The following is a 24,572-nucleotide window of genomic DNA, read 5'->3' as shown; positions in this document are numbered from 1 at the left end:
AGAGGTAGACAAACTCAGACACACCACCCCCCTCCGCCCTCCCCCCCTCCCCCCCCCCCCCCCCCCCCCCCCCCCCCCCCCCCCCCCCCCCCACTCCCGCGGCAGGCCCCTTACCCGGCCGCGGCCTGCAAGCCCCGCGTTCCGATGCCGCGCAGCACTTCCACGCGGTCCGAGCCCGGACGGCTCAGCACCCAGCTCGACCCCGGCACCGCCTTCGCCCGCTTCTTCAACGGCGCCAGCAACCGCGAAACCTCTTGGTACGACGGGACCGCGCCGCTCGCGCAGACCAGCGTCGCCAGGGAGACCGTCACCGGAAGGCCGTCCGCCGACCAGCGGCGGTCCAGCAGCGCGCCCGCCACCGTCGCGATCTCGTCGACGTCGCAGACCACCAGGAAGTCGTCGCCGCCCACGTGGCTCACCCGCATGCGGCGCAGGCCGCCGGACAACGCCGTCAGGGCCGCGCCCAGCTCGCGGATCAGGTCGTCGCCCGCGGCGAAACCCGCCGTGTCGTTGACCGTCTTGAACGAGTCGATGTCCAGCCACGCCGCGACGAACGGCTCGCCGATCGTGATACGGCGGGCGACGTCGCGGGCCACCGTGTCGCTGCCCGGCAGCCGGGTCAACGGGTTCAGCGCCGCCGCGGCTTCGACCTTCGCCTCGGCCACACCGCGCACCACCTCGGTCACCAGCACCACGCCGAGGCAGCGGCCGACGTCGTCGACCACGACGACGTCGTCGCCCGTGCGGCCCCAGTCGGCGTCGGTCACCAGCTCGAGGAACTCCATCGCGCCGGCGCGGGCTTCGATCGTGTGCGGGGTGTCGGCGAGCCGGGCCGCCGCGCGCTTGGCGTGCAGCGCGTGCCCGTACGGGCCGGTGACCGCGACCAGGAACCGCGTCCGGTCGATCGACCAGCGCGGCCGGTTCAGCTCGTCGACCCCGATCACGCCCGAAGGCGCGTCGGCCGCCGCGAGCACTTCGCGCACCTGGTCGCACGTCGCGGTTTCCGGCAGCGTGGTCGCCGGGCGGAGGAAGTCGCCGACGCACGGCGCCAGTGCGGCCGGGGCGGGCGCGACCCGGGGCCGCGTGAGCAGCGCCGGGGCCGGGCCCTCGGCGGTCGGCGGGGCGAGCAGGTTCCCCTGCGCGATCCGGATGCCCAGCCCGCGCACGGCGTCCAGCTGGAAATCGGTCTCCACACCGGCCGCCACCAGCCGGGTGCCGGTGCGGTTCGTGTAGTGCAGGAGCGCTTCGACGACGGCGACTGCGGCCTGCTCGTCCGGCAGGCCGCGCAGCGCGCTGCGGTCGAGCTTCACCAGGTCGATCGGCGCCTCGACGAGCAGGTTCAGCGGCAGGTCGCCGCGGCCGAGGCCGTCGAGCGCGAGCCGGAAGCCGAGCTCGGTGAGCGCCCGCATGCCGGCGAGCGCGCGCTCGGTGGGCACCGGCGCGAACGGCGGCCCGATCTCCAGCACGACGTCGCGGGTGCGGCGACCGGCGTCGCCCAGCTCGGCCAGGAGGTCGTCGAACATCGCCGGCGGCGCGGCGAGCGTGCGGGCGGAGAGGTTCAGGTGCAGGGGGAGGGCCGTCTCGTCCTGCCGGACGGCGGCGATCGCGAGCCCGAGGTCGACCTCGGCGAGGCGGCCTTCGCGGCGCGCCTGGGTGAGCAGTTCGGGGACGGTTCCGTGGCCCGGCCTGGCCAGCGCTTCGTGAGCCACGACGCCCCCCGTGTGGAGGCTGTACAGCGGCTGGAAGGCGAAGCGGACCGCGCGTGGCGACTTCACGGCTTCGATCGTCGCGGGTCTCGCGGCGAAACGAAACCGATGTCGACTGATGTTCACCGCGCAGGAACGCGGGTTACCTGAATCGGAGTAACACGCTGTGACACCTGCCACTTTTTCAGTCTTGACTTATATAAGCATCAACTTTTATCTTGGCGGGGTGCACGCGTTCGACGTCCTCGGTGACCCGGTCCGCCGCCGGATCCTCGAGCTGCTGGCCGACGGCGAGCGGGCCGCCGGCGAGGTGACCGGGGTGATCCGGGCCGAGTTCGGCATCTCGCAGCCCGCGGTGTCCCAGCACCTCAAGGTCCTGCGCGAGAACGGCTTCGCGCTCGTCCGCCAGGAGGGCACACGGCGGCTGTACGCGGTCGGGCACGAGCCGCTGCGGGACATCGACGGCTGGCTGGACCGGTTCCGCCGGTACTGGACCCCGCCACTGGACGCGCTGGCCACCGAAATCGCCCGCGGCAAGCGCGCGCGGCGCCTCACCGAAGGAGAAGGTTCGTGATCGACGTCAGCCACCAGATCAGCGCCGTGCGCCGGACGCTCGGCGACCGGGTGCTCGAAGGCAAGGAGGCCCGGTTCCTGACCATCGGCCAGGTCTACGACACCGACGTCGACGACCTGTGGGACGCCTGCACCAACCCCGAGCGCATCCCGCGCTGGTTCCTGCCGGTCAGCGGCGAGCTGAAGCTCGGCGGGAAGTACCAGTTCGAGGGCAACGCGGGCGGCACGGTCGAACGCTGCGACCCGCCGAAGAGCTTCGCCGCGACATGGGAGTTCGGCGGCAACGTCAGCTGGATCGAGGTCCGCCTGACCCCTGAGGGGTCCGGGACGCGGTTCGAGCTGGAGCACGTCGCGCACGTCGACGAGCGCTGGGACGAGTTCGGCCCGGGCGCGGTCGGCATCGGCTGGGACGGCGCCCTGGTCGGCCTGGCCCTGCACACGGCCAACCCGGGCTCGGCGGTCGACCCGGAGGCGGCGATGGCCTGGATGATGTCGCCCGACGGCATCCGGTTCATGACGGCCTCGGGCGAAGCCTGGTACGAGGCCGACGTCGCCGCGGGTGCCGACCCGGAGCAGGCCCGCGCGGCGGCCGACCGCACGCTGAAGGCGTACACGACCCCGCCGGAGGCCTAACGCTCGTTCGCCTTGACCGCGGTCAGGGTGATCACGGCGTCGGGCGCGACCTCGGTCCCGGCGGCCGGGTCCTGGCCGGTCTGGACCCAGTTGCGGTCGATGACCAGCGCGCGGCCCTGGCCGGTGCCGTCGACCTCGCGCAGGTTGTAGAGCCCGGCCTTCTGCATCGTGTTCTGGGCGTCCTGGTGGTTCATGCCGGAGACGTCCGGGACCTTGATCCGCTTCGCGGCCGCCGAGGCCGAGGTGCCCGCCTTGGGTGACGTCGACGGCGTGCCGGCGTCCCCGGGCGGCGCGCCGCACGCGACCAGGGCGAAGGCGAGGGCTGCGAGCGTCGTGACCATGCGTCCGGACATACCGGTGGGGTACCCACGCACCCGCCCGCCGATCGGGTGAAGCCGGATAGGGTCGGCGCATGGATCAGGGCACCGAGCACACCGACCCGCGGGCGGGCCGGCGCGACCCCGTGGCGAACGTCGGCGGGTTCACCGACCTGGCGACCAGCCCGTTCCGGATCGACCGCGACCGGATCGCCGCGTCGCCGTTCTTCGCCCGCCTCGGCGGGGTGACGCAGGTGGTCAGCGCCGGCGGCGCCGGCCTGCTGCACAACCGGCTCACCCACAGCCTGAAGGTCGCGCAGGTCGCCCGCGCCGTCGCCGAGCGGATCACCGCCGGGGACGACGCCGAGCTCGCCGCCAAGCTGGGCGGCTGCGACCCGGACGTCGCCGAGGCCGCCGCGCTCGCCCACGACCTCGGGCACCCGCCGTTCGGGCACCTGGGGGAGCAGACCCTCGACCGCATCGCCCGCCACCGGTTCGGCCTCGCCGACGGCTTCGAGGGCAACGCGCAGTCGTTCCGCATCATCACCACGACCGACGTGCGCGGCCCGTCGGCGATCGGGCTCGACCTCACCGCCGCCGTGCGCGCGGCCGTGCTCAAGTACCCCTGGCTGCGGCTGCACCACCCCGCGCCGCACCCGTCCGGGATGGCGGTGCCGCCGCGCGGGGCCGGCGAACCGGACGACCACCCGGGCACCGGCGCGGCCAAGTTCTCCGCCTACGCCACCGAGCTCGACGATTTCGAACAGGCCCGCGCGGCGTTCGCCGGACGCGTCGAAGGCTGGCAGCAGACGGTCGAAGCGTCCGTGATGGACACTGCCGACGACATCGCCTACGCCATCCACGACCTCCAGGACTTCCACCGCATCGGCGTCCTGCAGCACGCGCCGGTCGCGGCGGAGCTGGGGCAGTGGCTGGAGCACGCGGACGAGCTGGCCGCGCTGGACGACGAGACGCTGCACGCGGGCCTGCGCCGGCCCGGCCGGTCGCTGGAACGCCTCCGCCGTCGCATGCACGCGAAGGACGCCTGGATCGTCGACGACGACGCGTTCGCCGCCGCGGTCGCGCGGGTGCGCGCGGAGCTGGTGGACGGCCTGCTCGCCGGCGAGTTCGACGGCTCGGTCGAGGCCGAGCAGGCGACGGCCGCGTTCTCCGCGAACTGGACGGCGCGGCTGGTCGACGGCGTGTACGTGGTCGCCTCGCCCTCGACCCGCAGCGGGCACGTGTCGCTGCGGCCCGCGCAGTGGCACGAGGTCCAGGTGCTGAAGTTCGTGCACCGCCGGTTCGTGCTGCTGCGGCCGGACCTCGCGCTGCACCAGCGCGGCCAGGCGGGGGTCGTGGCGAGCCTGGTCGACGCGCTGGACGCGTGGCTGCTCGACCGCGACGAGGTGTCCCGGCTGCCGCGCCGGCTGCACGACCTGGTCGAGCTGGCGCGCGCGGAGTACTCGGAGCTGGCGCGCTCGGCGCCGGAGCTGCTCGTCGGCGCGACCGGCGAGCCGGTGACGGGCGCGGACGCGGTGCGCGGGCTGGCGCGCGGGCGGGCCGTGGTGGACTTCGTGGCGTCGCTGACCGACAAGCAGGCGGTGACCCTTTTGGACGCGCTGTCCGGGCGCGCCGCGCAGCCGTGGTCGGACTCGTTTGTCCTGTAGCTGTCCGGTGGAAAATTCACGGTTGGACTGAACGGCCTACGACCTCTGGCCGGTTCGGGAAATTATCCGTCCTTTGTCACTCGAACGGCGGGTTTTTACGGAGAACTCACCGTACTTGACTGGGTCTCGCCGGTGATCACCGGCGATCGGTCAGCGTGAGTCGGGGCACGCGCCTGGAGATAATCGGAGGGCGCACGTGCGTCGTACCCGTTCCACGAGATCGAGATCCACCGTGCTCACTGCCGGGGCCGCGGCGTTGCTCGCCGCCCTCGGCCTCGTGTCGCCGCCCGTCGCGGGCGCCGCCACCGCGTCCACACCGGACACCTTCAGCGAAGTCGCACAGCAGCAGATCGCCGCCCTGCAGGCGGTCAAGGCCGGCCGCACCGGCTCCGAGTCCAAAGTGGACAGCAACCTGCTCGCCGCCCAGAAGGGCGTCACCAAGCAGCTGAACGCCTTGCAGTCGGGGGCCCAGGTCTCCCCGGCCGGGACCGTCCTGGTCGACATCCGCGCGAGCAAGGTCTCGCCGGACCTCATCGCCGGGCTCACCAAGGCCGGGGCGGGCATCCGCGCGGTGTCCGACCGGTACGGCAGCGTCCGGGCCGAAGTGCCGCTTTCCGCCGTGGACGCGATCGCCGCGCGCGGCGACGTCAAGCGCGTCGAGCAGGCCGACCAGGCCATGACCGCGCGCGAGCTGGCCACCCCGGCGACGACGCCGGTCAAGACCGAGACCAAGCAGCAGAAGGCCGACCGCATCGCCGGTGAGCTGCAGAAGGCGGTGGCGAGCAAGTCGCAGCGCAGCGCGGCCGCCGCCGCGACCCTGACCAGTGAGGGCGACCGCGCCCACAACGCCGACATCGCCCGCCAGCAGTTCGGCGTCACCGGCGTCGGCGTCAAGGCGTGCGCGCTGTCCGACGGCGTCGACTCCCTGGCCACCTCGCAGGCCAAGGGTGAGCTCCCGCCGAACGTCGACGTCATCGCCGGCCAGGAGGGCAGCGGCGACGAAGGCACCGCGATGCTGGAGATCATCCACGACCTCGCGCCCAACGCCGCGCTCGGCTTCGCGTCGGCGTTCAACTCCGACGCCAGCTTCGCGGACAACATCCGCAAGCTGCGCTTCGAGTCGCACTGCGACGTCATCGTCGACGACGTCATCTACTTCAAGGAATCCCCGTTCCAGGACTGGATCATCGCCCAGGCCGTGAACGACGTGACCGCCGACGGCGCGCTCTACTTCTCCTCGGCGGGCAACGAGGGCAACGTCCTCGACGGCACCGCCGGGCACTGGGAAGGCGACTTCGTCGACTCCGGCAAGTCGGTCGGCAAGTTCGCCGGCGCCGCGCACAACTTCGCGGGCTCCGCGGGCAACCAGATCTACGAGCCCGTTTCGGACGCGTCTTCGGCCGGCGTCCCCGTGACGCTGCACTGGTCGGACCCGCTGGGGCACTCGTCGAACGACTACGACCTCTACCTGCTCAACTCCGCGGGCGCGGTCGTCAGCTTCAGCCAGAACGTCCAGGACGGCACCCAGGACCCGTACGAGATCCTGCAGACGCCGGTCTTCGGCGGCACCGGGCTGCGCCTGGCCGTCGTGAAGTTCTCGGGGCAGGCCCGGTACCTCTCGCTTTCCGCGCTGCGCGGGCGGTTCAAGGACTCGGCCGACGGCCTCAAGGCCTACAACACCCCGGGTGTCACGGTCGGCCACTCGGCCGCGCGCGACGCCTTCAGCGTGGCCGCCACCCCGGCGGCCGCGGCGTTCGGCCGGCCCCTCGAGCCGGGCGACCCGGCCAACCCGACCGGTCCGTTCCCGGGTTCGTTCAGCAGCACGTCGAAGGCCGAGCGGTTCAGCTCCGACGGCCCGCGGCGCGTGTTCTACGAGGCCGACGGCACCCCGATCACCCCGGGCAACGTCTCCTCGACCGGTGGTGAGGTCCGGAACAAGCCGGAGATCACCGCGGCGGACGGCGTGAAGACCAGCGTCACCGGCTTCAACCCGTTCTTCGGCACCTCGGCCGCGGCCCCGCACGCGGCGGCGATCGCGTCGCTCGTGCTTTCGGGCAACCCGGGCCTGCCGCCGGCGGACGTCCGCGAGGCGCTGATCAACACCGCGATCGACATCGAAACCCCGGGCCGCGACAACGTGACCGGCTCGGGTGTCATCCTCGCCGACAAGGTGCTCGCCTACACCGGCGCCAGCCCGCAGCCGCTCGCGGTGGCCAAGCAGCCGACGGTCACCCCGGCCGACGGCGGCTCCGCGCTCGACCCGGGCGACACCGCCAAGGTGACCCTGCCGGTGACCAACGACGGTGACGGCGCGGCCGTGTCCACCAGCGTCGTGCTCACCAGCCCGACCCCGGGTGTGACGGTGGCGCCGCGTTCGAAGTCCTACGGCACCATCAGCCCGGGACAGACCGGCGTCAACGACTTCACCATCACCGTCCCGGCGAGCCAGCAGCTCGGCGTGCCGGTGGTGCTGAACGCCAAGGTCACCTTCGCCGGCGCGCACTCGCCGACGACGTCGACGTTCTCGCTCCCGGTCGGCACCCCGTCGCCGGTCGCGCAGGACTTCGCCTACACCGGCGCGCCGGTGGCGGTGCCGGACAACAGCCCGGTCGGTGCGTCGGTGACCATCCCGGTCACCGGGGTCGGCCGCGCGTCCAAGGTGACGTTCTCGGTGGACGGCACCGCGTGCAGCACCGACCCGACCTCGACGACGGTGGGCCTGAACCACTCCTACGTCGGTGACCTGGTCGGCACGCTGACCGCGCCCTCGGGCGCCAAGGCGACGGTGTTCCAGCGCAACGGCGGCTCCGGCAAGAACCTGTGCCAGGTCGTCTTCGCCGACAACGCCGCGGCCGCGTTCAGCACGGTGACCTCGGCGAACGCGCCGTTCACCGGCTCGTGGCGGCCGACGCAGGCGCTGACGGGTGGCCTCACCGGCGCGGCCGTGGACGGCACGTGGACCTTCGGCGTGGTGGACGCGGCCGGCGGCGACGTCGGCTCGATCCGCTCGGTGGCCCTGCACATCAACGGGTTCGTCCAGCCCCCGGCGGCCGGCGCGCCGTCGAACGTGCGGGGAGTGACGAACAACGGCCCCGTGCACCCGCTGTGATGGCCTGACAGTGAAGTGAACAACCCGAACGGGGCCGTCGCGGTGACGCGGCGGCCCCGTACCGTTTCTCCCATGGCGAAGCCCCGGCAGGTCGCGGGCGGCGGCCGTGCGGTGGAGGTGCCGCCCGACCGCCTGGCCGGCTGGTTCGACCGCTTCTCCGCCCGCCACGAAGGGGTCGTGACGACGGAGGTCGCGGAGCGCGCGGTGCACGTGGTGGCCGTCGACGGCGCCACGGCGACCGCGACCGTCCCTTTCGGACCGCTCGAAGCGCCGCCCGGGACGTTCGACGGCATGGTCGTCGACGCGCTCGTCGCCCACGCGCTGGTGCCGAGGCGGGTCGCGCTCGTGCTGGCGCGCCTCGGCGGGCACAGCGTCGGGGTCGCGTGGGACGGCCGGATCGAGGTCTCCCGCACCGGCCGGCACCTCGTGCAGGGCCGGTCCGCGGCGGGCGGCTGGTCGCAGCAGCGTTTCGCCCGGCGTCGCGCGGGACAGGCGCGGCAAGCGCTGCAGGCGGCCGCCCAGGACGTCTTCGAGGTGCTGCTGCCGCGGCTGTCCGAAGTGGACGCCGTCGTGCTCGGCGGGGACCGGCGGGCGCTCGACGAGCTGCGCGCGGACCGCCGGCTGGCCCCGCTGTTCGCGCGCGCCGAACCGCGGGTGCTGGAGATCGGCGAACCGCGGCGGACCGTCCTCGAAGATGCGGCCGTGCGCGCGCTGTCGGTGCAGGTCACGCTGCGCGACGGGTGAGACCGCACACGTCCGGAAAAACCGGTCGACCGCAGCCCGTACACTGGTCTCCGTGGATATCCAGCTGGAGTGACGCCGCGGCCCGCAAGGCCGCCCGAAGCTGTCCTCCGTACGCCCCCTTTCCACGGGAGTTCCCTTGATCACGGCCACCGGCCTTGAGCTGCGCGCGGGTTCGCGCATCCTGCTCGACGGCGTCACCCTCCGCATCCAGCCCGGCGACCGCATCGGCCTCGTCGGCCGCAACGGCGCGGGCAAGACCACCTCGCTGAAGGTCCTCGCCGGCGAAGGCGAGCCGCACGCGGGCGAGGTCCGCCGCACCGGCGAGCTCGGTTACCTGCCGCAGGACCCGCGCGAAGGTGATCTTTCGGTCACCGCGAAGGACCGCGTGCTTTCCGCGCGCGGCCTCGACAAGCTGATGCGCGACATGGAAAAGGCGCAGGCCTCGATGGCCGAGCTGGTCGACGACGCCGCGCGCGACAAGGCCATCAACCGCTACGCCCGGCTCGAAGAGCGCTTCGCCTCGCTCGGCGGGTACGCCGCGGAGAGCGAAGCCGCGCGGATCTGCTCGAACCTCGGCCTGGCCGACCGGATCCTGGCGCAGACGCTGCAGACGCTGTCCGGCGGGCAGCGCCGCCGCGTCGAGCTGGCGCGGATCCTGTTCGCGGCGGCCGAGGCCGGCGCGGGCGGCAAGTCCGAGACGATCCTGCTGCTCGACGAGCCGACCAACCACCTCGACGCCGACTCCATCAACTGGCTGCGCGGGTTCCTCAAGCAGCACGACGGCGGCCTGGTCGTGATCAGCCACGACGTCGAGCTGCTCGCCGACGTCGTCAACAAGGTCTGGTTCCTCGACGCCACCCGCGCCGAGCTCGACCTGTACAACATGGGTTGGCAGCGCTACCTCGACGCGCGTGCCACCGACGAGAAGCGCCGCCGCCGCGAACGCGCGAACGCCGAGAAGAAGGCGTCGGCGCTGCAGCAGCAGGCCGCGAAGCTCGGCGCGAAGGCGACGAAGGCCGTGGCGGCCAAGAACATGGCGCGCCGCGCGGAGCAGATGCTGTCCGCGCTCGAGGACACCCGGCAGGCCGACAAGGTCGCCCGGATCAAGTTCCCCGACCCCGCCCCCTGCGGCCGGACCCCGCTCACCGCGGAGGGCCTGTCCAAGTCGTACGGCTCACTGGAAATCTTCACCGGCGTCGATCTCGCGGTCGACCGCGGTTCGAAGGTCGTCGTACTCGGGCTGAACGGCGCGGGAAAGACCACTTTGCTCCGGCTCCTCGGGGGAATGGAAACCCCGGATACCGGTGAGATCGTGCCGGGTCACGGAATGCGTTTGGGCTATTACGCACAGGAACACGAAACTCTTGATCATGATGCGTCGGTGTGGGAAAACATCCGACACCTCTCGCCGGACACCGGCGCCCAGGAGTTGCGGAACCTGCTCGGCTCGTTCCTCTTCACCGGCGAGCAGCTCGACCAGCCGGCCGGGACGCTTTCCGGTGGCGAGAAGACCCGGCTCGCGCTGGCGGGCCTGGTCTCCAGCGCTGCCAACGTGTTGCTCCTGGACGAGCCCACGAACAACCTCGACCCGGCCAGCCGTGCGCAGGTCCTGGACGCTTTGCGGAGCTTCGCCGGCGCCGTCGTCCTGGTGACGCACGACCCCGGCGCGGTCGAAGCGCTGGAGCCCGAGCGGGTCATCCTGCTGCCCGACGGCACCGAGGACCATTGGTCGGCGGACTATCTGGAACTTGTCCAGCTAGCGTGACCGGTGCGTCCATTCGGGTGCAAGATCACGGCCGCCGGGCACTGGAATGGCCCAATGTGATCGCAGTTTCGGCCGTTTTACGTCTGTCGTCTGGCATTCCGGCGCTCAGTGTTCGATCATTGCCCCGGCAGGGGCCGATATGTGGCCCAGAACACTCTCGGCGGGAAGGCGATCGACGTGGCTGATCTCAAGAAAGGCGCGCGGATCACCGGCAACACGCGCGACAAGCTGGCCGCTGACCTGAAGAAGAAATACGAGAAGGGCCAGAGCATCCGGGCGCTGGCGGAGTCCACCGGGCGCTCCTACGGGTTCGTCCACCGGGTCCTGTCGGAGTCCGGGGTCCAGCTGCGGGGGCGCGGCGGGGCCACCAGGGTCAAGAAGAAGTAGTCGCGGACTGCTGCGCGGGGGGCGCAGCGGGAGCTTCGGCCACGCGGAACACCAGGTGGGCCCCGAGCAGGACCAGCGGGTACACCAGGTAGCCGTAGCGGGTGGCCGGGGTCAGCAGGATCAAAGCGCCGAGTCCGACGGCGATGCGCAGCACTGCGTCGGAGCCGTTCGCGGGGGGCCGGCGCACCAGCCAGACCAGCATGGCCACGGCCGCGACGCCGACCAGCGTGAACGCCGCCACCTGGCCGAAAAGGCCGGTCTCGGCGATCAGGTGGCCCGGGAGCGGGCTGGCCGCGGGTGAGCGCACAGCACCCATCCCGAGCGGGAACCGGAAGACGTGTTCGACGAACGCGGCCGGATCCACCAGGTAGACGGGCAGGTGCACGGCGGCCGTCGTCGCGACGAGCGCGGCCGCGAACCGCCCGAGCGCGGGCCAGCCGAGCCCGTTTTTGCGGCCGCCCCGGCGTACCAGCACGAACACCGCCAGGACCGCGGCCGCCGGCGCGACGATGAGCTTCGCGCTGATCACCAGCGCCAGCACCAGTCCCGACCAGGCGATCTTCCCGGTCGCGGCCAGCGCGCACGCGAGCACCAGCAGGCCGACGATCGCGAGGTCCGGGCCGGCGACGGCCCAGGTCAGCGCGGTGAGCGGGCAGGCGAGCGCGAGCTGCGCGGCGCCGACCGGAACCTTCGGCCACTTCAGCAGTTTCAGCGTGCCCAGCACACACGCGCACGCGGCGAGGGCGAACATCCAGCGCGCGTCGGTGAGCGCGTTCGCCACCGGAGAGCCACCGAACAGCGCCCGGGGCAGGCCGAAGACGGCCATCACCGGGCCGTACGGCGTGTAGTCGTTCACCTCCGGCGCGCGGCCGAGCGCGGTGACGTCGACGTACGGGGTTCCGTGGTGCAGCAGCAGATCCGCGGACCGCTCGATCACCCAGACCTCGGGCTGTGCGGCCCACGAGCCCGGCGTGACCAGCCAGTCCACTCCGGTCAGCCGGCGGATCACCAGGAGCGCCAACGGAAGGATCATTGCCAACAGGCCGACCGCGGCGATGGCGCACCAGCGGGAACCGAGTGCGCCGGTCGGCGTACGGCCCTTGCGTGCGGACAGCAGCAGCCAGCCGCTGTGCAGCGCGCCGAGCGCGTACGCGACCGTCGCGAAGTTGCCCCAGACGCGGTAGCCGTAGAACTCGGACTTCAGCGCCGTCGGCAGCGCGAAGGCCAGGCAGCCCAGGTAAAAGACCAGGTCCCAGCGCAGCGCCGCGAGACCGGCGGGGTACGAAGGCGCGGTGAACAGCCGTGCCGCGCGCCGCCATGCGGGCGCCCGGCCCACCTCCGTTTCCACCCCGTCAGGCTACCGACGGCGCTTTGGTCCGCTTCAGCCGACGTCGCGCAGGCGGGGGAGCAGCTTCGCGGCGGCTTCGGCCGCCTTGACCACGTTGTCGTGGCCGGTCGGCATGAGGACGAGCTCGGTGAACCCGGCGTCGACGTAGCTCTGCGCGAGGCGCAGGGCACTGTCCGCATCGGACGGCAGCCGGAACTGCACGGCCCGGCGGATTTCCGCCGGATCGCGGCCCGCCGCCGCGCAGTGGCGGTCGAGGACGGCGGAAAGCCGTTGCAGCTCGGCGGTTTCCGTGCCCGGCAGGGCCGCGTTGAGCCAGACGTCGGCGTGCTCGGCGACCACGCGCAGCCCACGCTTTTCGCCGCTGCTGCCCAGCCACAGCGGCGGTTTCGGTACCTGCACGGGCTTCGGGTCACTGATCGCGTCGGTGAGCGTGTAGTGGCGGCCGCGGAAGCCCACGCTCGGCCGGGTCCACAGCAGACGGAGGATTTCGCAGGTTTCGGCCAGTCTTTCGACACGTTCGACCGGTGCCGGCGTCGGCGTGCCCATCATCCGGTCGGTGTGGGCGTCGCCGCCCGCGCCGAGGCCGACGTCGAGCCGGCCGCCGGAGAGGTGGTCGACGGTCGCGGCGATCTTCGCGAACGTGCCCGGGTGCCGGTTGGTGTTTCCGGAGACGAGGCAGCCGATGCGGACCCGTTCGGTCGCCTCGGCCATCGCGGCCAGCAGGCTCCAGCCGTCGAAGACGTCGCCGGTGCGGTCCGGGCCCATCGGCGCGAGGTGGTCGAACACCCAGCAGCCGTCGAAGCCGGCGTCGTCGGCGATCGTCCAGACCTCGCGGAGGGCGGTGATGCCGAGGTGCTGCTGGGGCGGTTTGATCCCGACGGTCGTCACGAGGCACTCCTGATTGTCAGCTCTACAAATCGTCAGTTAGACTGACGATCAGCGTAAGTGTAGAGTTCTCGCATGTCCAGTGACCTCGGTGTGCCGTCCGCCGTCACTCGCCGGCTCGGGTACCTGCTCAAGCACGCCCAGGCCCGGCTCGCGGAGCTGGCCGAGCCGCTGTACGAGCCGCTCGGCGTCACCGGGCGGCAGCTGGCGCTGCTCACGCTGTTCGGCGACGGGCCGGCGCAGTCGCAGCAGGACGGTGCGGCCCGCCTCGGCGTCGACCGGACGACGATGGTCGCGCTGGTCGACGAGCTGGAGACGAAGGGGCTGGTCCGGCGCGAGGTCGCGCCCGGCGACCGCCGCAAGCGGCTGGTGCGGCTGACCAGCGAGGGTGAGTGGGTCCGGCACGCCGGTGAAGCGGCGACGCGCGAGGCCGAGGCGCTCCTGCTGGCGCCACTCGGGGATGATGCGGAGCGGCTGCGCGCCGCGCTGCACCTGGTTGTTCGCGGCGAGTGAACGCGGCCGGGAAGCAATCGGACGGCGACCGCGTTGTCCAGGTCATATCCGAAGAAAACCTCAGCTAAGGTAGAGGTTTTGGAACTGGGGGTCTCCCGTGGACAACACCTGGGCGCTGCTCAGCTCGGCGATGCGCGCCAACGACGTCCCGAAGGGGCTGACGCGGGGCACGTTCAAGCGCGTCGCCCGCTTCGCCCGTCCACACTGGCGGCGGCTGCTGGCGTTCCTCGTGCTCACCGTCGTCTCGGCGGTCCTCGCGGTGTCGACGCCGGTGCTGGCCGGCAAGGTGGTCGACGCGATCGTCGGCGGGCACGACCTGCCGCTGGTCATCTGGCTAGCGGTCGTGATCGCCGGGCTCGCGGTCGCCGACGCCGGGTTCGGCCTGGTCGAGCGGTGGCAGTCCGCGCGCATCGGTGAGGGCATCATCTACGACCTGCGGCGCGCGGTGTTCGAGCACGTGCAGCGCATGCCGATCGCCTTCTTCACCCGCACCCGCACGGGCGCGCTGGTCTCGCGGCTGAACAACGACGTCATCGGCGCGCAGCGGACGTTCACCGCGACGCTGTCCGGCCTGGTCACCAACACGATCCAGCTGGCGCTTTCGCTGGCCGTCATGCTCACGCTGTCGTGGCAGGTCACGCTGCTCGCGCTGGTGCTGCTGCCGATCTTCGTGCTGCCCGCGCGGCGGCTCGGCCGCCGGATGGCCGGGCTGCAGCGGGAGTCCGCGAACCTCAACGCCGGCATGACCACGCAGATGACCGAGCGGTTCTCCGCGCCGGGCGCGACGCTCGTCAAGCTCTTCGGCCGGCCGGTCCAGGAGGCCGACGACTTCGGCCTGCGCGCGGGGCGCGTCCGGGACATCGGCATCCGGACCGCGATGCTGACCCGCTGGTTCATGACCAGCCTGACCCTGGTTTCGGCGCTGGCGCAGGCGCTCGTGTACGGCCTGGGCGGGTACCTCGCGCTGACCGGGGTGCTCGCGCCGGGCACCGTCGTCGCGCTGGCGCTGCTGCTGACCCGGCTGTACGCGCCGCTGACCGCGTTGGCCAACGTCCGCGTCGACGTCATGACGGCGCTGGTGTCGTTCGAGCGTGTCTTCGAGGTCCTCGACCTGAAGCCGATGATCGAGGAGAAGCCGGCCGCGCGGTCCCTGCCCGCGGCTTCCGAGGGTGTCTCGGTGGAGTTCTCCGACGTCCGGTTCGGGTACCCGGCGGCGGACCGGTACTCGCTGGCGTCGCTGGAAGACGTCGCGACGCTCGACCACCGCGGTGGTGAAGAGGTGCTGCACGGGATCTCGTTCCGCGCCGAGCCGGGGCAGATGGTCGCGCTGGTCGGGTCCTCGGGGGCGGGGAAGTCGACGATCGCGTCGCTGCTGCCGCGGCTTTACGACGTCGACACCGGGTCGGTGCGACTGTCCGATGTGGACGTCCGGGATCTGACTTTCGCGTCGCTGCGGGAAACCGTCGGGGTGGTCACGCAGGACGGGCACCTGTTCCACGACACGATCCGCGCGAACCTGGCGTATGCGCGCCCCGGCGTCACCGACGACGAGATCTGGGCGGCGCTCGAGCAGGCTCGCCTCGGCGAGCTGGTGCACTCGCTGCCCGACGGCCTCGACACGACGGTGGGGGAGCGCGGTTACCGGCTCTCCGGCGGCGAGCGTCAGCGGCTGACGATCGCGCGGCTGCTGCTGGCGCGGCCCAAGGTCGTCGTCCTCGACGAGGCGACCGCGCACCTGGACTCCGAGTCCGAAGCGGCGGTCGGCGAAGCCCTGACCCACGCCCTCGCCGGCCGCACGGCCCTGGTGATCGCGCACCGCCTCTCGACGGTCCGCACGGCCGACCAGATCCTGGTCCTGGAGCACGGCGAGATCGTCGAACGCGGCACGCACGAGGAGCTCCTGGCCGCCAACGGCCGCTACGCAACCCTCCACGCAACCCAGTTCACCGAAGAAGAACCCGCCATCGCGTGATCAGCCAGGCATCACGCGTGTCTGGCGGGGACACACGCGTGATTGGGCGGGCATCACGCGTGATTGGCGGGGTATCACGCCGATGCCCCGCCAATCACGCGTGTGTCCCCTGCAGACACGCGTGATGCCCCTCTGATCACGCGTGATGCCCCTCCATGCACGTGTAGAGGGCTTGGACCAGGGCCATTTTTCGGGGGTCGTCGCGGATCAGGGGGCCGAGCTGGTTGAGGGTGTAGCCGAAGGCGATGCCGTTTTCCGGGTCGGCGCCGCCGGTGGAGCCGCCGAGGCCGTCGTGGCCGAAGGCCGCCGGGTTCGGGCCGAAGCCGCGGGCGTCGCTGCCGAGGTAGAAGCCCAGGCCCCACTCGTTCGGCGGGCCGAGCACCGCGTCGACCTCCTTGCCCTGGCTCTCCCGAGCCTTGGCCAGCGTCGGGGCGGACAGGAGCGTTCCGTCGACGAGCCCGCCGTAGATCGTCGCGATCGCGCGGGCCGTGCCGTGGCCGTTCAACGCCGGCATGACGGCGTGGCGGAAGGCCGGTTCGTTCGCGTGGTGCCCCGTGAGCCGCGGGTTGGTCAACGCCGCCTGCGCGACCGGGCCGGCCGCCGCGAACGCCGTGGCCAGCGCGTTCGCCATCTCCTCGGTCATGACCGGGTCGACGAGCGTCGCGCACCGCTGCAGGTCGGCGCCGGGCGTCAAGCCGATCGAGAAGTCCGCGCCGAGCGGTCCCGCGACCTGCTCGGCGAAGAACTCGCGGATGCCCTGCCCGGCGATCCGCCGGACGACCTCGCCGACGAGCCAGCCGTAGGCCAGCGCGTGGTACCCGCCCGCGGAACCGGGTTCGTACAACGGTTCCTGGGCCGCGAGCAGCGACGTCATCAGGTCCCAGTCGTAGAGCTCCTCGACCGCGACCGGGCGCTCGAGGCCGATCCCGGGCACACCGGAGCGGTGGGTGAGCAGCCAGCGCACCGGGACGCCGCCCTTGCCCGCCGCGGCGAACTCGGGCCAGTACTTCGCGACCGGCGCGTCCACGTCCAGCTCACCGGCGTCGACGAGCTTGTGCGCGCAGATCGCGGTCATGCCCTTGGTCGTCGACCAGACGTTGGCCAGGGTGTCCGCCCGCCACGGCCGCGCGCGGTCCGGACCGGACCAGCCGCCCCACAGGTCCACCACGACCTCGCCGTGCCGGATCGCGGTGAACGCCGCGCCCAGCTCGCCGCGCTCGCGGAAGTTCGCTTCGAAGGCCTCGCGCACCGGCTCGAACCCGGGGGCGCACTCGCCGTGCACCGTCGCCGTGGAAACGTCCATGAAGACCTCCTCCGACCGCTCGACCGGACCACACCGACCAGTCGGTATGCCGACGCTAAAGCGGCCGGGCACGCCCGTCAAGACGGGCCCGGCCGGAGCTTTTTCACCAACAACTACCGCAGCCGCGGCACGATTTCGCCGTACTTCGCCAGCAGCGCCTCGTTGGCCTGGTCGCCGCCTTCCACATTGGAGCTGCGCCACAACGGGACGTCGAGCCCCTCGGCCGTCCCGCGGTCGTAGACCTGCGCGAGCACCAGGTTCCACAGGAACGCGTTGACCACAGTGGACAGCGGCGCGGTGCGCGGGGCGTCTGGCGGGTAGCTCGCGTCGCCCGGGACCACCAGCGAGTCCAGCACGACGGTGCCCTGCTCGACGAGGGTGCTCGACGACCGCTTCGGCGCCGCCGCCACGCACGCCCGCGACGTGATCGCGATGACCGCCGCGCCGCGCTTGCGCGCCTCGATGCACAGCTCGACCGGGTACGGGTTCGACCCGGACGTCGAGAACACCACCAGCACGTCGGCCGGCCCCGGCGCGCGCTCGGCCAGCACCTCGGCGGCCAGCCCGGTGCGCCGCTCGGTCTTCGTGCTGCTCACCGCGCCGTGCAGCGGCAGCAGCTCCGGGTGGTACAGCGGGTAGACGCAGGCCAGCCCGCCGGCCCGGTAGAACGTCTCGGCGACGGCCGCCAGCGAGTGCCCGGCCCCGGCGGTATAGACCAGTGCGTCGGCCCGGATCACCCCCAGCACCAGATCCGCCGCTTCGCGCACTGCTTCGGCGTTGGCCTGCTCGACGTCGGCCAGCTGTTTCGCGACGCTGCCCGAGATGTCCGTGGCGCTCACCACACCCACCCTTCCGTAGGGGATCGGGCGCCGAATCTACCGCGAAGATGGTGGTGCGCGGTGGAATAGCCCGGTGGGCGGTCGCGGTTGACCCGGATGCGGGCGAGGAGGAGGACGCGGGTGAGCGAGGCGGAACCGGCGGTGTCGGTGTGGCCGGCGCACGGGCGCACCGAAGCGGTCGTGCTCGTGCTGCACGGCGGCACCGAGCACAGCACGAGCGGCGTGCCGCCCTGGAAGCTTGCCTACCTGCGGATGGTCCCGATCGCACGAGCCCTGCACCGCGCCGGCCGCAAGGCCGGTGTCGAGGTGCGGCTGCTGCGCAACCGCCGCTACGGCTGGAACGCGCCCGCCCTCGACCCGGTCCGGGACGCCCGCTGGGCCCTCGACCGCATCCACGCCGACCATCCCGGCGTACCGGTTGTGCTCGTCGGTCATTCGATGGGGGGACGGGTGGCGCTGCGCGTCGCCGACGACCCGGCCGTGCGCGGGGTCTGCGCCCTGGCTCCCTGGACGCCGCGGGGCGAGCCGGTCGACGCCGTCGCCGGCCGCGCCCTGCTCGTCGTGCACGGCATCCGTGACCGCATGACGAGCCCGGTCGAGTCGCACGCCTTCGCCGAACGGGCCGAAGGTGTCGCGGCCCGGGTCGCCCGGTTCGAGATCGCCGGCGAAGGCCACGCGATGCTGCGCCGGTCGTCCGTGTGGACCCGGCTGACGATTGCTTTCACACTGGAAGTGTTCGCCGGCGACACCGTCGGAGAACTTCGTGAGGCATGGGCCGCACCGGGGCCGCAGCGGCTGCGAATAACCGTGTGACACCGCCCCGAACAGGGCATATTGCGAAGCGCGCCGTGGGGTGCGGCGACTAAGATCGTTCACCGGCGAAGCTGGCCGGCCGGAGGGAGAACCGTGACCACCTCGAGTGTTGACCGCGCGTCGGCCCAGGACGTCCCCGACGAATCCCGGTGGCCGGGCCTGGCCACCCCACCGCACTCCGCGCTGCGGGCGCGGATCGCCGCCACGCTGTTCCGCCGCGCGGTCCGCCCGCTCGACGTGCGGGTGACGTTCCCGGACGGCACCGTGCTCGGCGCCGGCGGCCCGGAGTCGCCCGAAATGCGTATTTTGCGGCCGGAAGCCTTTTTCCACCGCCTGGGCGTCGACGCCAAGATCGGCTTCGGCGAGTCCTACATGGCCGGTGACTGGACCGCGTCCGACCTGGCCGAGGTGCTGACGCCGTTCGCCGAGCGGATGGCCACGCTCGTGCCGCCGGTGCTGCAGAAGTTCCGGAAGATCGCCGAGCGCACGCAGCCGCCGTCCGAGGAGAACAGCCTCGAAGGCGCGCGCGCCAACATCCACCGGCACTACGACCTGTCGAACGACCTCTTCGGCACGTTCCTCGACGAGTCGATGATGTACTCCTCGGCCCTGTTCGGTCCGGCCGACGACCTCACCGCCGCCCAGCACCGCAAGATCGACAGCGTGCTCGACTACGCCGGGGTGCGCGCGGGCAGCGAAGTCCTCGAAATCGGCACCGGCTGGGGTGAGCTCGCGATCCGCGCCGCCGCCCGCGGGGCGAACGTGACGTCACTGACCATTTCGGAGGAACAGCGCGCGCTGGCCACCGAGCGCATCGCCGCGGCCGGGTTCGCCGACCGGGTCGACGTGAAGCTGTGCGACTACCGCGAGTCGAGCGGCCAGTACGACGCCGTGGTCAGCGTCGAGATGATCGAGGCCGTCGGCGCGTCCTACTGGCCGACGTTCTACGCCACGATCGGGGAGCGGCTGCGCCCCGGCGGGCGGTTCGGCCTGCAGGCCATCACGATGGACCACGACCGGATGATGGCGTCGTCGCGCGCCTACACCTGGATCCACAAGTACATCTTCCCCGGCGGCATCATCCCGTCGGTTCGCTCGATCGAGGACGGCCTGCGCGCGAACACCCGGCTCAAGCTCGCCGGCATGCGCGAGTTCGGCCAGGACTACGCGCACACGCTACGGTTGTGGCGCGAACGGTTCCTGCACCGCTGGGCCGACATCGCCGGGTTCGGGTTCGACGACGTCTTCCGCCGGATGTGGGAGTTCTACCTGGCCTATTCCGAGGCGGGGTTCCGCTCCGGGTACCTGAAGGTCCACCAGTTCGGGTACGAGGTGACCGACAAGTAACCTCGGGCGGCCAACCCGACCCCGGTCCCGCACGTCCTCCTTTCGAGGGCGTGCGGTGTACTGAAGACGACACTTTTGTCCGGATCGGGATTGGGTGATGGTGATGACGTACCGTGGCGACGACGGCGGGCGCCGGATGCCGCCGCCCCGGCCGCCCACCGGCCGCCCCCGGGAGCACCAGCGCGCGCAGATGATGCCGCTGCCCGGGCGGGGCCGCAGCCCGTACGACGAGCGCACCCGCCCGATGGGCGACCCGGAGCCCCAGTACGCGCCGCCCCCGCCGCCGCGCCGGGACCCGCCCCGCACCGACGAGGACTACCCGCCGTCCCGGCCGCCGCGCCGGCGTCGCCGCTGGGGCTTCGGCCGGGTCCTGATGACCCTGCTGCTGGTCTTCGTCGTGTTCCTCGCGGGAATCTGGGTCTACCTGGAGTTCTCCATCAAGCGCGTCGACGCGCTGGCCGACTACGACGGGCGCCCGGTCGCGGCGGCCGGCACCAACTGGCTGATCGTCGGCTCCGACAGCCGGGAGGGCCTGACCGCCGAGGACGAGGAGCGCCTGGCCACCGGCGACGTCGCGAACGCGGGCGGGCAGCGCACCGACACGGTCATGGTCGCGCACATCCCGGACAACAGCACCAAGCCGACGCTGCTGTCGCTGCCGCGCGACTCGCAGGTGACGATCCCCGGCCACGGCAAGAACAAGATCAACGCGGCGTTCTCCCTCGGCGGGCCGGCGCTGCTGGCGAAGACCGTCGAAGGCGCCACCGGGCTGCACATCGATCACTACGCCGAGATCGGCTTCGGCGGGTTCGCGAAGATCGTCGACGCGATCGGCGGCGTCGACATGTGCATCGACAAGGACATGAGCGACACCTTCACCAACATCACCATCAAGGCCGGCTGCCAGTCGCTCGACGGCCGCTCGGCGCTGGGCTTCGTCCGGATGCGCCACAGCGAGGCGACCCCGCGCTCGGACCTCGACCGCGTCGCCAACCAGCGCAAGTTCATCGGCGCGCTGGTCAGCCAGATCGCCAGCCCGGGCACGCTGCTCAACCCGTTCCACTTCTTCCCGCTGCTGTCCTCGGGGCCGGACGCGCTGACGCTGGACTCCGGCGACCACGTGCACAACCTGGTGGGCCTGGCGCTGGCGATGCGCGGCATCTCCTCCGGCGGGGTCGTCACGACGACGGTTCCGGTGACCAGCGCGTCGGCGGAGAACTGGGACAAGAACAAGTCGAAGCAGCTGTTCGACGCGCTGAAGAACGACTCGGAGATCCCGGACAGCGTCATCGTCAATTAATTCGGGAGCGCTCGAACACCCGGCCGGGGCACCATGGAAGCCATGGAGACCCCGGCCGAGTTGTATGCCCGTGACGAGTTCGTGCTGACCCGGTGGACCCCCGTCGACGCACCGGCGCTCACCGCGACGGTCGCCGGGTCCCTCGACCACATCGGCGCCTGGATGATCTGGGCCGCCGACGGTTACACCGCCGAAGACAGCGCCGAGTTCCTGCGGCGCACGGAAAAGAACTGGGAGACCGGCGAAACGCACGACTTCGCCCTCCGCGTCGACGGCTCGATCGCCGGCGCCGTCGGCATGATGGCGCGCGAGGGCGGGGTCGAGATCGGCTACTGGCTCACCCGGGAGCACACCGGCCGCGGCCTGGTCACCCGCGCGGCGGAACTGTTGACGGAAGAGGCGTTCCGCCTCGGCGCGGGCTACGTCGAGATCAAGCACGACGTGCGGAACGTCCGAAGTGGAGCAGTGCCCGCGCGCCTGGGTTTCACGAAGGTGCGTGAGGAGCCGGCCGACAAGCCCCTGGCCCCGCTGTGTGCGGGCACGAACCACGTGTGGCGCAAGGAGAAGCCGTGAAGGAGACGTTTCCCGAGCGCACCAACGAGCAGTGGGAATCGGGCGGTGCGTACGAGTGGGCGATCCGCGTCGATGGCACGCTCGCGGGTGGCATCGGTGTGATGACCCGCGCGGCGCGGCCGGTGACCGAGGAGGCGTTCGGGTTCGGCGCGGGGCCCGGCACGAACAACGTGTGGCGCAAGGAGAAGCCGTGACACAGGTCTTTGCCGAAGTGACCCAGCCGAGCCAGCGGTGGCTGTGCGAGCGACGGGGTTTCCCCAACCGCGCCGCCAAGCGTGAGACCCGTGCGGAAGCGCACGAGTACCCGATCGGACGACGGCGTCGGCGTGACGGCCTGAGAAGGTGGCAGGCGGCCGGCGCGCGAGTGCGCCGGCCGCGGCCGTGGCCGCCCCGCCGGTGACGGTCAGGACACCTTGTTGCGCTCCCGCAGCACCTTGAGCGCCTGGTCGGCGTGGAGGGTGAAGTTCAGCTCGCTCTTGATCTTCTCGAGCACCCGCCGGTCTTCGCCGATCACGAACGTCGCGCGCTTGGTGTGCAGGGGGATGAGCTTGCGCCACACGCCGAACTGCTTGGCGACCTTACCCTCCACATCGGACAGCAGCGGGTAGTCGAAGTCGTTGGCCGCGGAGAACTGCCGCTGCTTGGTGACCCCGTCCGGGCTGATCCCGACGCGGTGCGCCCCGACCTCCGCGAACTCCGCGGCCAGGTCGCGGAAGTGGCAGCTCTCCGCGGTGCAGCCGCCGGTCATCGCGGCGGGGTAGAAGAACAGCACGACCGGCCCGGTGGCCAGGAAGTCCGAGAGCTTGCGCTCGCGGCCCTGGTCGTCGGGCAGGCTGAAGTCGGGGGCGAGGTCTCCGGCGTCCATGGACGTCCCTTCTCGTCGGCAGCAGAACCCATCCTGCCGGGTCTTCGGAGCCGCCCCGCCACCGGCTTGGTCAGCCGCCCGGGTGACGGGCGATCAGCTCGTCGACCTCGTCCCCGGTCGCCGACGCGCTCACGAACTCCCCGCGCGCCGCCAGCACCCCGAGCTGCCGCAGCCGCGCCGCCTGGTCGTGCGTGCGCACGCCCTCCGCGCCGACACGCAGCTGCAGCTCGCGGGCCCGGGTGATCAGCTGGGTCAGGTGCCGCAGGTCGGTCTCGGCCGGCTCGTCGGTGTCGAGCGCGTCGACCACCGGGCCCGAGAGGATCACGTGGCGGACCGGCAGGTCGTGCTGGGGGATCAGCTCCAGGTCGGCCGAGCCCGAGATCGTCAGCACCAGCTGGGTGCCGAGGTCGGCGAGCACCGTGAACGACTCCAGGACCTCGCCGGCCGGGTCGAGGACGGACTCGCGGTCCGTGCACAGCCGCAGCGCCTTCGGGGGCAGCTCGTGCTTGTCCAGCTGCTCCTTGACCAGCAGCACCAGGTCCGGGTCGATGGCCAGCCGCGCGGGCAGGCGGACGCAGACGTCCGGGGCCGCGTCGCCGAAGCGGGAGCGCCACCGGGCCGTCGCGGCCAGGGACTCGGCCAGCAGCCAGCGCCCGAGCGGCACCGTCATGCCCGTCGTCTGGGCCAGCGGGTAGAACTCGGCCGAGTCGAGCTCGCCCTTGTCCGGGTGGTTCCAGCGTAGGCCGGCGTTCACGGCGGCGAGCTCGTCGGTGCGGGCGAGCTTGACCGTCGGCTGGTAGACGAGCGAGAACTCGCCGTTCTCCAGCGCGCCGGCGATCACCGCGCCCAGCTGGTAGCGGCCGCGGTCGCGGGCGTCCAGCTCGGGGTCGAACAGCATCCACTGCGCCTTGCCGGCCTCCTTGGCCCGGTGCAGCGCGATCTCCGCCGCCCGCAGCAGCTCGGCCGCGCCGCCTTCGACGGCCGCGCGCACCACGATGCCCGCGCTCGCGCTGACGCCGATGCCGTGCCCGCCGAGGTAGATCGGCTCGTTGAGGTCCTCCAGCGCCCGCTCGACGAGCTCGACGACCTCGGCCGGGCTGAGCTCGCCCCGCAGCAGCACCGCGAAGCCGTCGCCGGACAGCCGCGCGACGAACCCGTCGTGGTGGCCGGTGAACACGGCCGAGAGCTTGCCGGCGATCCCGCGCAGCACCTGGTCGCCGACGCCGGCGCCGAGGCCGTCGTTGACGACCTTGAAGCCGTCGACGTCGAGGTAGACCAGCGCGATGTCGTCGCGCGCGCCGGCGCCGAGCGCGGCTTCGAGCTTGGTGGTGAACGACGACGCGTTGGGCAGCCCGGTCAGCGGGTCGTGCACGTTCTGGTGCAGCAGGCGTTCCTGCAGCAGGTGCAGCTCGTTCGCGTCGGACACCATGAGCACCGGGTAGACCGAGCCCGGCCGGTCGCCGGGCAGCCGGGCGAGGGTGACGTCGGTCCAGAGCCGGCCGTCTTCGGTGTGGTCGAGCAGCATCCGCTCCTGGTAGCGCTCACGCCCCAGGCGAACCTGCTCGAGCCCGGCCTTGAGGCGCGAGACGTCGTGGTCGGTCGAGCCGAGCTCGGTGAGGTGCCGGCCGCGCAGCTTCTCCGGTGAGCAGCCGAGCAGCTGGCCCAGCGCGAGGTTGGCTTCGACGATTTCGCCGTCCGGGTCGGCCAGCGCGATCCCCATCGGGGACGCCGCGTAGAGCGCGGTGAACCGGTGCAGCGCGCCGTCCGGTTCCGGCGCGACGTGATCGACCGCGTCGTGCGCGATCTCGAGCAGGAGCAGTTCGAGCTCCTCCGGGGGAAGTGTTACTCCTTTGGTGTCGGCCAACGTGGCCGCCCACCTGCGCGCCACGTCCAGCAGCCCCGGCGCGGCACCG

At 72.0% G+C, this 24,572-nt stretch carries 22 protein-coding genes; 14 read left to right on the top strand and 8 right to left on the bottom strand.

The features are described from left to right. Positions 1-110 precede the first annotated feature (110 nt). Entirely contained in the window at positions 111-1,775 is a 1,665-nt protein-coding gene (locus ACZ63E_RS20100) for an EAL domain-containing protein (protein WP_465337667.1), read from the bottom strand. Positions 1,776-1,932: 157 nt separating this feature from the next. Between ACZ63E_RS20100 and ACZ63E_RS20095 the strand changes: the two genes are divergently transcribed. Further along, on the top strand, positions 1,933-2,280 hold the full coding sequence (locus tag ACZ63E_RS20095; protein WP_465311226.1) for an ArsR/SmtB family transcription factor: 348 nt from the start codon (positions 1,933-1,935) through the stop codon (positions 2,278-2,280). Continuing rightward, positions 2,277-2,912, top strand: coding sequence for an SRPBCC family protein (locus ACZ63E_RS20090; protein WP_465337666.1), 636 nt, complete (start codon positions 2,277-2,279; stop codon positions 2,910-2,912). The genes ACZ63E_RS20095 and ACZ63E_RS20090 overlap by 4 nt, the downstream gene beginning before the upstream one ends. Here the strand turns inward: ACZ63E_RS20090 and ACZ63E_RS20085 are convergent. Continuing rightward, a complete protein-coding gene (locus tag ACZ63E_RS20085) occupies positions 2,909-3,265 on the bottom strand; it encodes a PASTA domain-containing protein (RefSeq protein WP_465337665.1) in 357 nt (118 codons plus the stop codon). The genes ACZ63E_RS20090 and ACZ63E_RS20085 overlap by 4 nt on opposite strands. Before the next feature lie 59 nt (positions 3,266-3,324). Between ACZ63E_RS20085 and ACZ63E_RS20080 the strand changes: the two genes are divergently transcribed. The 5 genes from ACZ63E_RS20080 to ACZ63E_RS20060 all read left to right on the top strand — a co-directional run bounded on the left by ACZ63E_RS20080 (position 3,325) and on the right by ACZ63E_RS20060 (position 10,901). Further along, entirely contained in the window at positions 3,325-4,896 is a 1,572-nt protein-coding gene (locus ACZ63E_RS20080) for a deoxyguanosinetriphosphate triphosphohydrolase family protein (protein ID WP_465337664.1), read from the top strand. Between the two features lie 232 nt (positions 4,897-5,128). Next, positions 5,129-8,005 (top strand): S8 family serine peptidase, encoded by a 2,877-nt coding sequence (locus ACZ63E_RS20075; RefSeq protein ID WP_465337662.1) that lies wholly within the window; start codon positions 5,129-5,131, stop codon positions 8,003-8,005. A gap of 72 nt (positions 8,006-8,077) precedes the next feature. Beyond that, entirely contained in the window at positions 8,078-8,749 is a 672-nt protein-coding gene (locus ACZ63E_RS20070) for an acVLRF1 family peptidyl-tRNA hydrolase (RefSeq protein WP_465337661.1), read from the top strand. Positions 8,750-8,885: 136 nt separating this feature from the next. Next, complete coding sequence (locus tag ACZ63E_RS20065) at positions 8,886-10,514, top strand: ABC-F family ATP-binding cassette domain-containing protein (RefSeq protein WP_465337660.1); 1,629 nt, start codon at positions 8,886-8,888, stop codon at positions 10,512-10,514. Positions 10,515-10,691: 177 nt separating this feature from the next. After that, complete coding sequence (locus ACZ63E_RS20060) at positions 10,692-10,901, top strand: helix-turn-helix domain-containing protein (protein WP_395924901.1); 210 nt, start codon at positions 10,692-10,694, stop codon at positions 10,899-10,901. Here the strand turns inward: ACZ63E_RS20060 and ACZ63E_RS20055 are convergent. Both ACZ63E_RS20055 and ACZ63E_RS20050 read right to left on the bottom strand, forming a co-directional pair. Further along, positions 10,888-12,201: a glycosyltransferase 87 family protein gene (locus tag ACZ63E_RS20055; protein ID WP_465338087.1), complete on the bottom strand. Its 1,314-nt coding sequence runs from the start codon at positions 12,199-12,201 to the stop codon at positions 10,888-10,890. The two genes, ACZ63E_RS20060 and ACZ63E_RS20055, sit on opposite strands and share 14 nt — an antisense overlap. Positions 12,202-12,282: 81 nt before the next feature. After that, positions 12,283-13,137, bottom strand: a complete 855-nt coding sequence (locus ACZ63E_RS20050) for an LLM class flavin-dependent oxidoreductase (protein ID WP_465337659.1) — start codon at positions 13,135-13,137, stop codon at positions 12,283-12,285. Positions 13,138-13,209: 72 nt separating this feature from the next. Between ACZ63E_RS20050 and ACZ63E_RS20045 the strand changes: the two genes are divergently transcribed. Continuing rightward, a complete protein-coding gene (locus ACZ63E_RS20045) occupies positions 13,210-13,647 on the top strand; it encodes a MarR family winged helix-turn-helix transcriptional regulator (RefSeq protein ID WP_465311234.1) in 438 nt (145 codons plus the stop codon). Positions 13,648-13,744: 97 nt separating this feature from the next. Then, positions 13,745-15,619 carry an ABC transporter ATP-binding protein gene (locus ACZ63E_RS20040; protein ID WP_465337657.1) on the top strand — a complete coding sequence of 625 codons (1,875 nt, stop codon included), beginning with the start codon at positions 13,745-13,747 and terminating at the stop codon, positions 15,617-15,619. 136 nt (positions 15,620-15,755) lie between these two features. Here the strand turns inward: ACZ63E_RS20040 and ACZ63E_RS20035 are convergent, their stop codons facing one another. Together ACZ63E_RS20035 and ACZ63E_RS20030 are read right to left on the bottom strand one after the other, a co-directional pair. Beyond that, the gene (locus tag ACZ63E_RS20035) at positions 15,756-16,922 is read right to left on the bottom strand and encodes a serine hydrolase domain-containing protein (protein WP_465337656.1); all 1,167 of its coding nucleotides are present in this window, start codon (positions 16,920-16,922) and stop codon (positions 15,756-15,758) included. Between the two features lie 113 nt (positions 16,923-17,035). Then, positions 17,036-17,764 carry an SIS domain-containing protein gene (locus ACZ63E_RS20030; protein WP_465337655.1) on the bottom strand — a complete coding sequence of 243 codons (729 nt, stop codon included), beginning with the start codon at positions 17,762-17,764 and terminating at the stop codon, positions 17,036-17,038. Between the two features lie 117 nt (positions 17,765-17,881). On the opposite strand from ACZ63E_RS20030, the gene ACZ63E_RS20025 reads away from it, so the two are divergent. The 5 genes from ACZ63E_RS20025 (at position 17,882) to ACZ63E_RS20005 (ending at position 21,988) form a co-directional block, all read left to right on the top strand. After that, positions 17,882-18,574: an alpha/beta hydrolase gene (locus tag ACZ63E_RS20025; protein ID WP_465337653.1), complete on the top strand. Its 693-nt coding sequence runs from the start codon at positions 17,882-17,884 to the stop codon at positions 18,572-18,574. 93 nt (positions 18,575-18,667) lie between these two features. Beyond that, on the top strand, positions 18,668-19,921 hold the full coding sequence (locus tag ACZ63E_RS20020) for a class I SAM-dependent methyltransferase (protein ID WP_465337652.1): 1,254 nt from the start codon (positions 18,668-18,670) through the stop codon (positions 19,919-19,921). 97 nt (positions 19,922-20,018) lie between these two features. Continuing rightward, on the top strand, positions 20,019-21,221 hold the full coding sequence (locus tag ACZ63E_RS20015) for an LCP family protein (RefSeq protein ID WP_465337651.1): 1,203 nt from the start codon (positions 20,019-20,021) through the stop codon (positions 21,219-21,221). Between the two features lie 42 nt (positions 21,222-21,263). Continuing rightward, on the top strand, positions 21,264-21,794 hold the full coding sequence (locus ACZ63E_RS20010; RefSeq protein ID WP_465337649.1) for a GNAT family N-acetyltransferase: 531 nt from the start codon (positions 21,264-21,266) through the stop codon (positions 21,792-21,794). Then, positions 21,791-21,988 carry a hypothetical protein gene (locus ACZ63E_RS20005; RefSeq protein ID WP_465337648.1) on the top strand — a complete coding sequence of 66 codons (198 nt, stop codon included), beginning with the start codon at positions 21,791-21,793 and terminating at the stop codon, positions 21,986-21,988. The genes ACZ63E_RS20010 and ACZ63E_RS20005 overlap by 4 nt, the downstream gene beginning before the upstream one ends. Before the next feature lie 209 nt (positions 21,989-22,197). On the opposite strand, the gene ACZ63E_RS20000 is transcribed toward ACZ63E_RS20005, so the two are convergent. Further along, on the bottom strand, positions 22,198-22,659 hold the full coding sequence (locus ACZ63E_RS20000; RefSeq protein WP_465337647.1) for a peroxiredoxin: 462 nt from the start codon (positions 22,657-22,659) through the stop codon (positions 22,198-22,200). Positions 22,660-22,729: 70 nt separating this feature from the next. Beyond that, on the bottom strand, positions 22,730-24,547 hold the full coding sequence (locus ACZ63E_RS19995; protein WP_465338086.1) for a putative bifunctional diguanylate cyclase/phosphodiesterase: 1,818 nt from the start codon (positions 24,545-24,547) through the stop codon (positions 22,730-22,732). Positions 24,548-24,572: the final 25 nt, after the last annotated feature.

It is taken from the genome of Amycolatopsis sp. NPDC104819 (assembly GCF_055583145.1).
The sequence above is the reverse complement of the archived record's forward strand: the minus strand, read 5'-3'. Positions and strand labels throughout refer to the sequence as shown.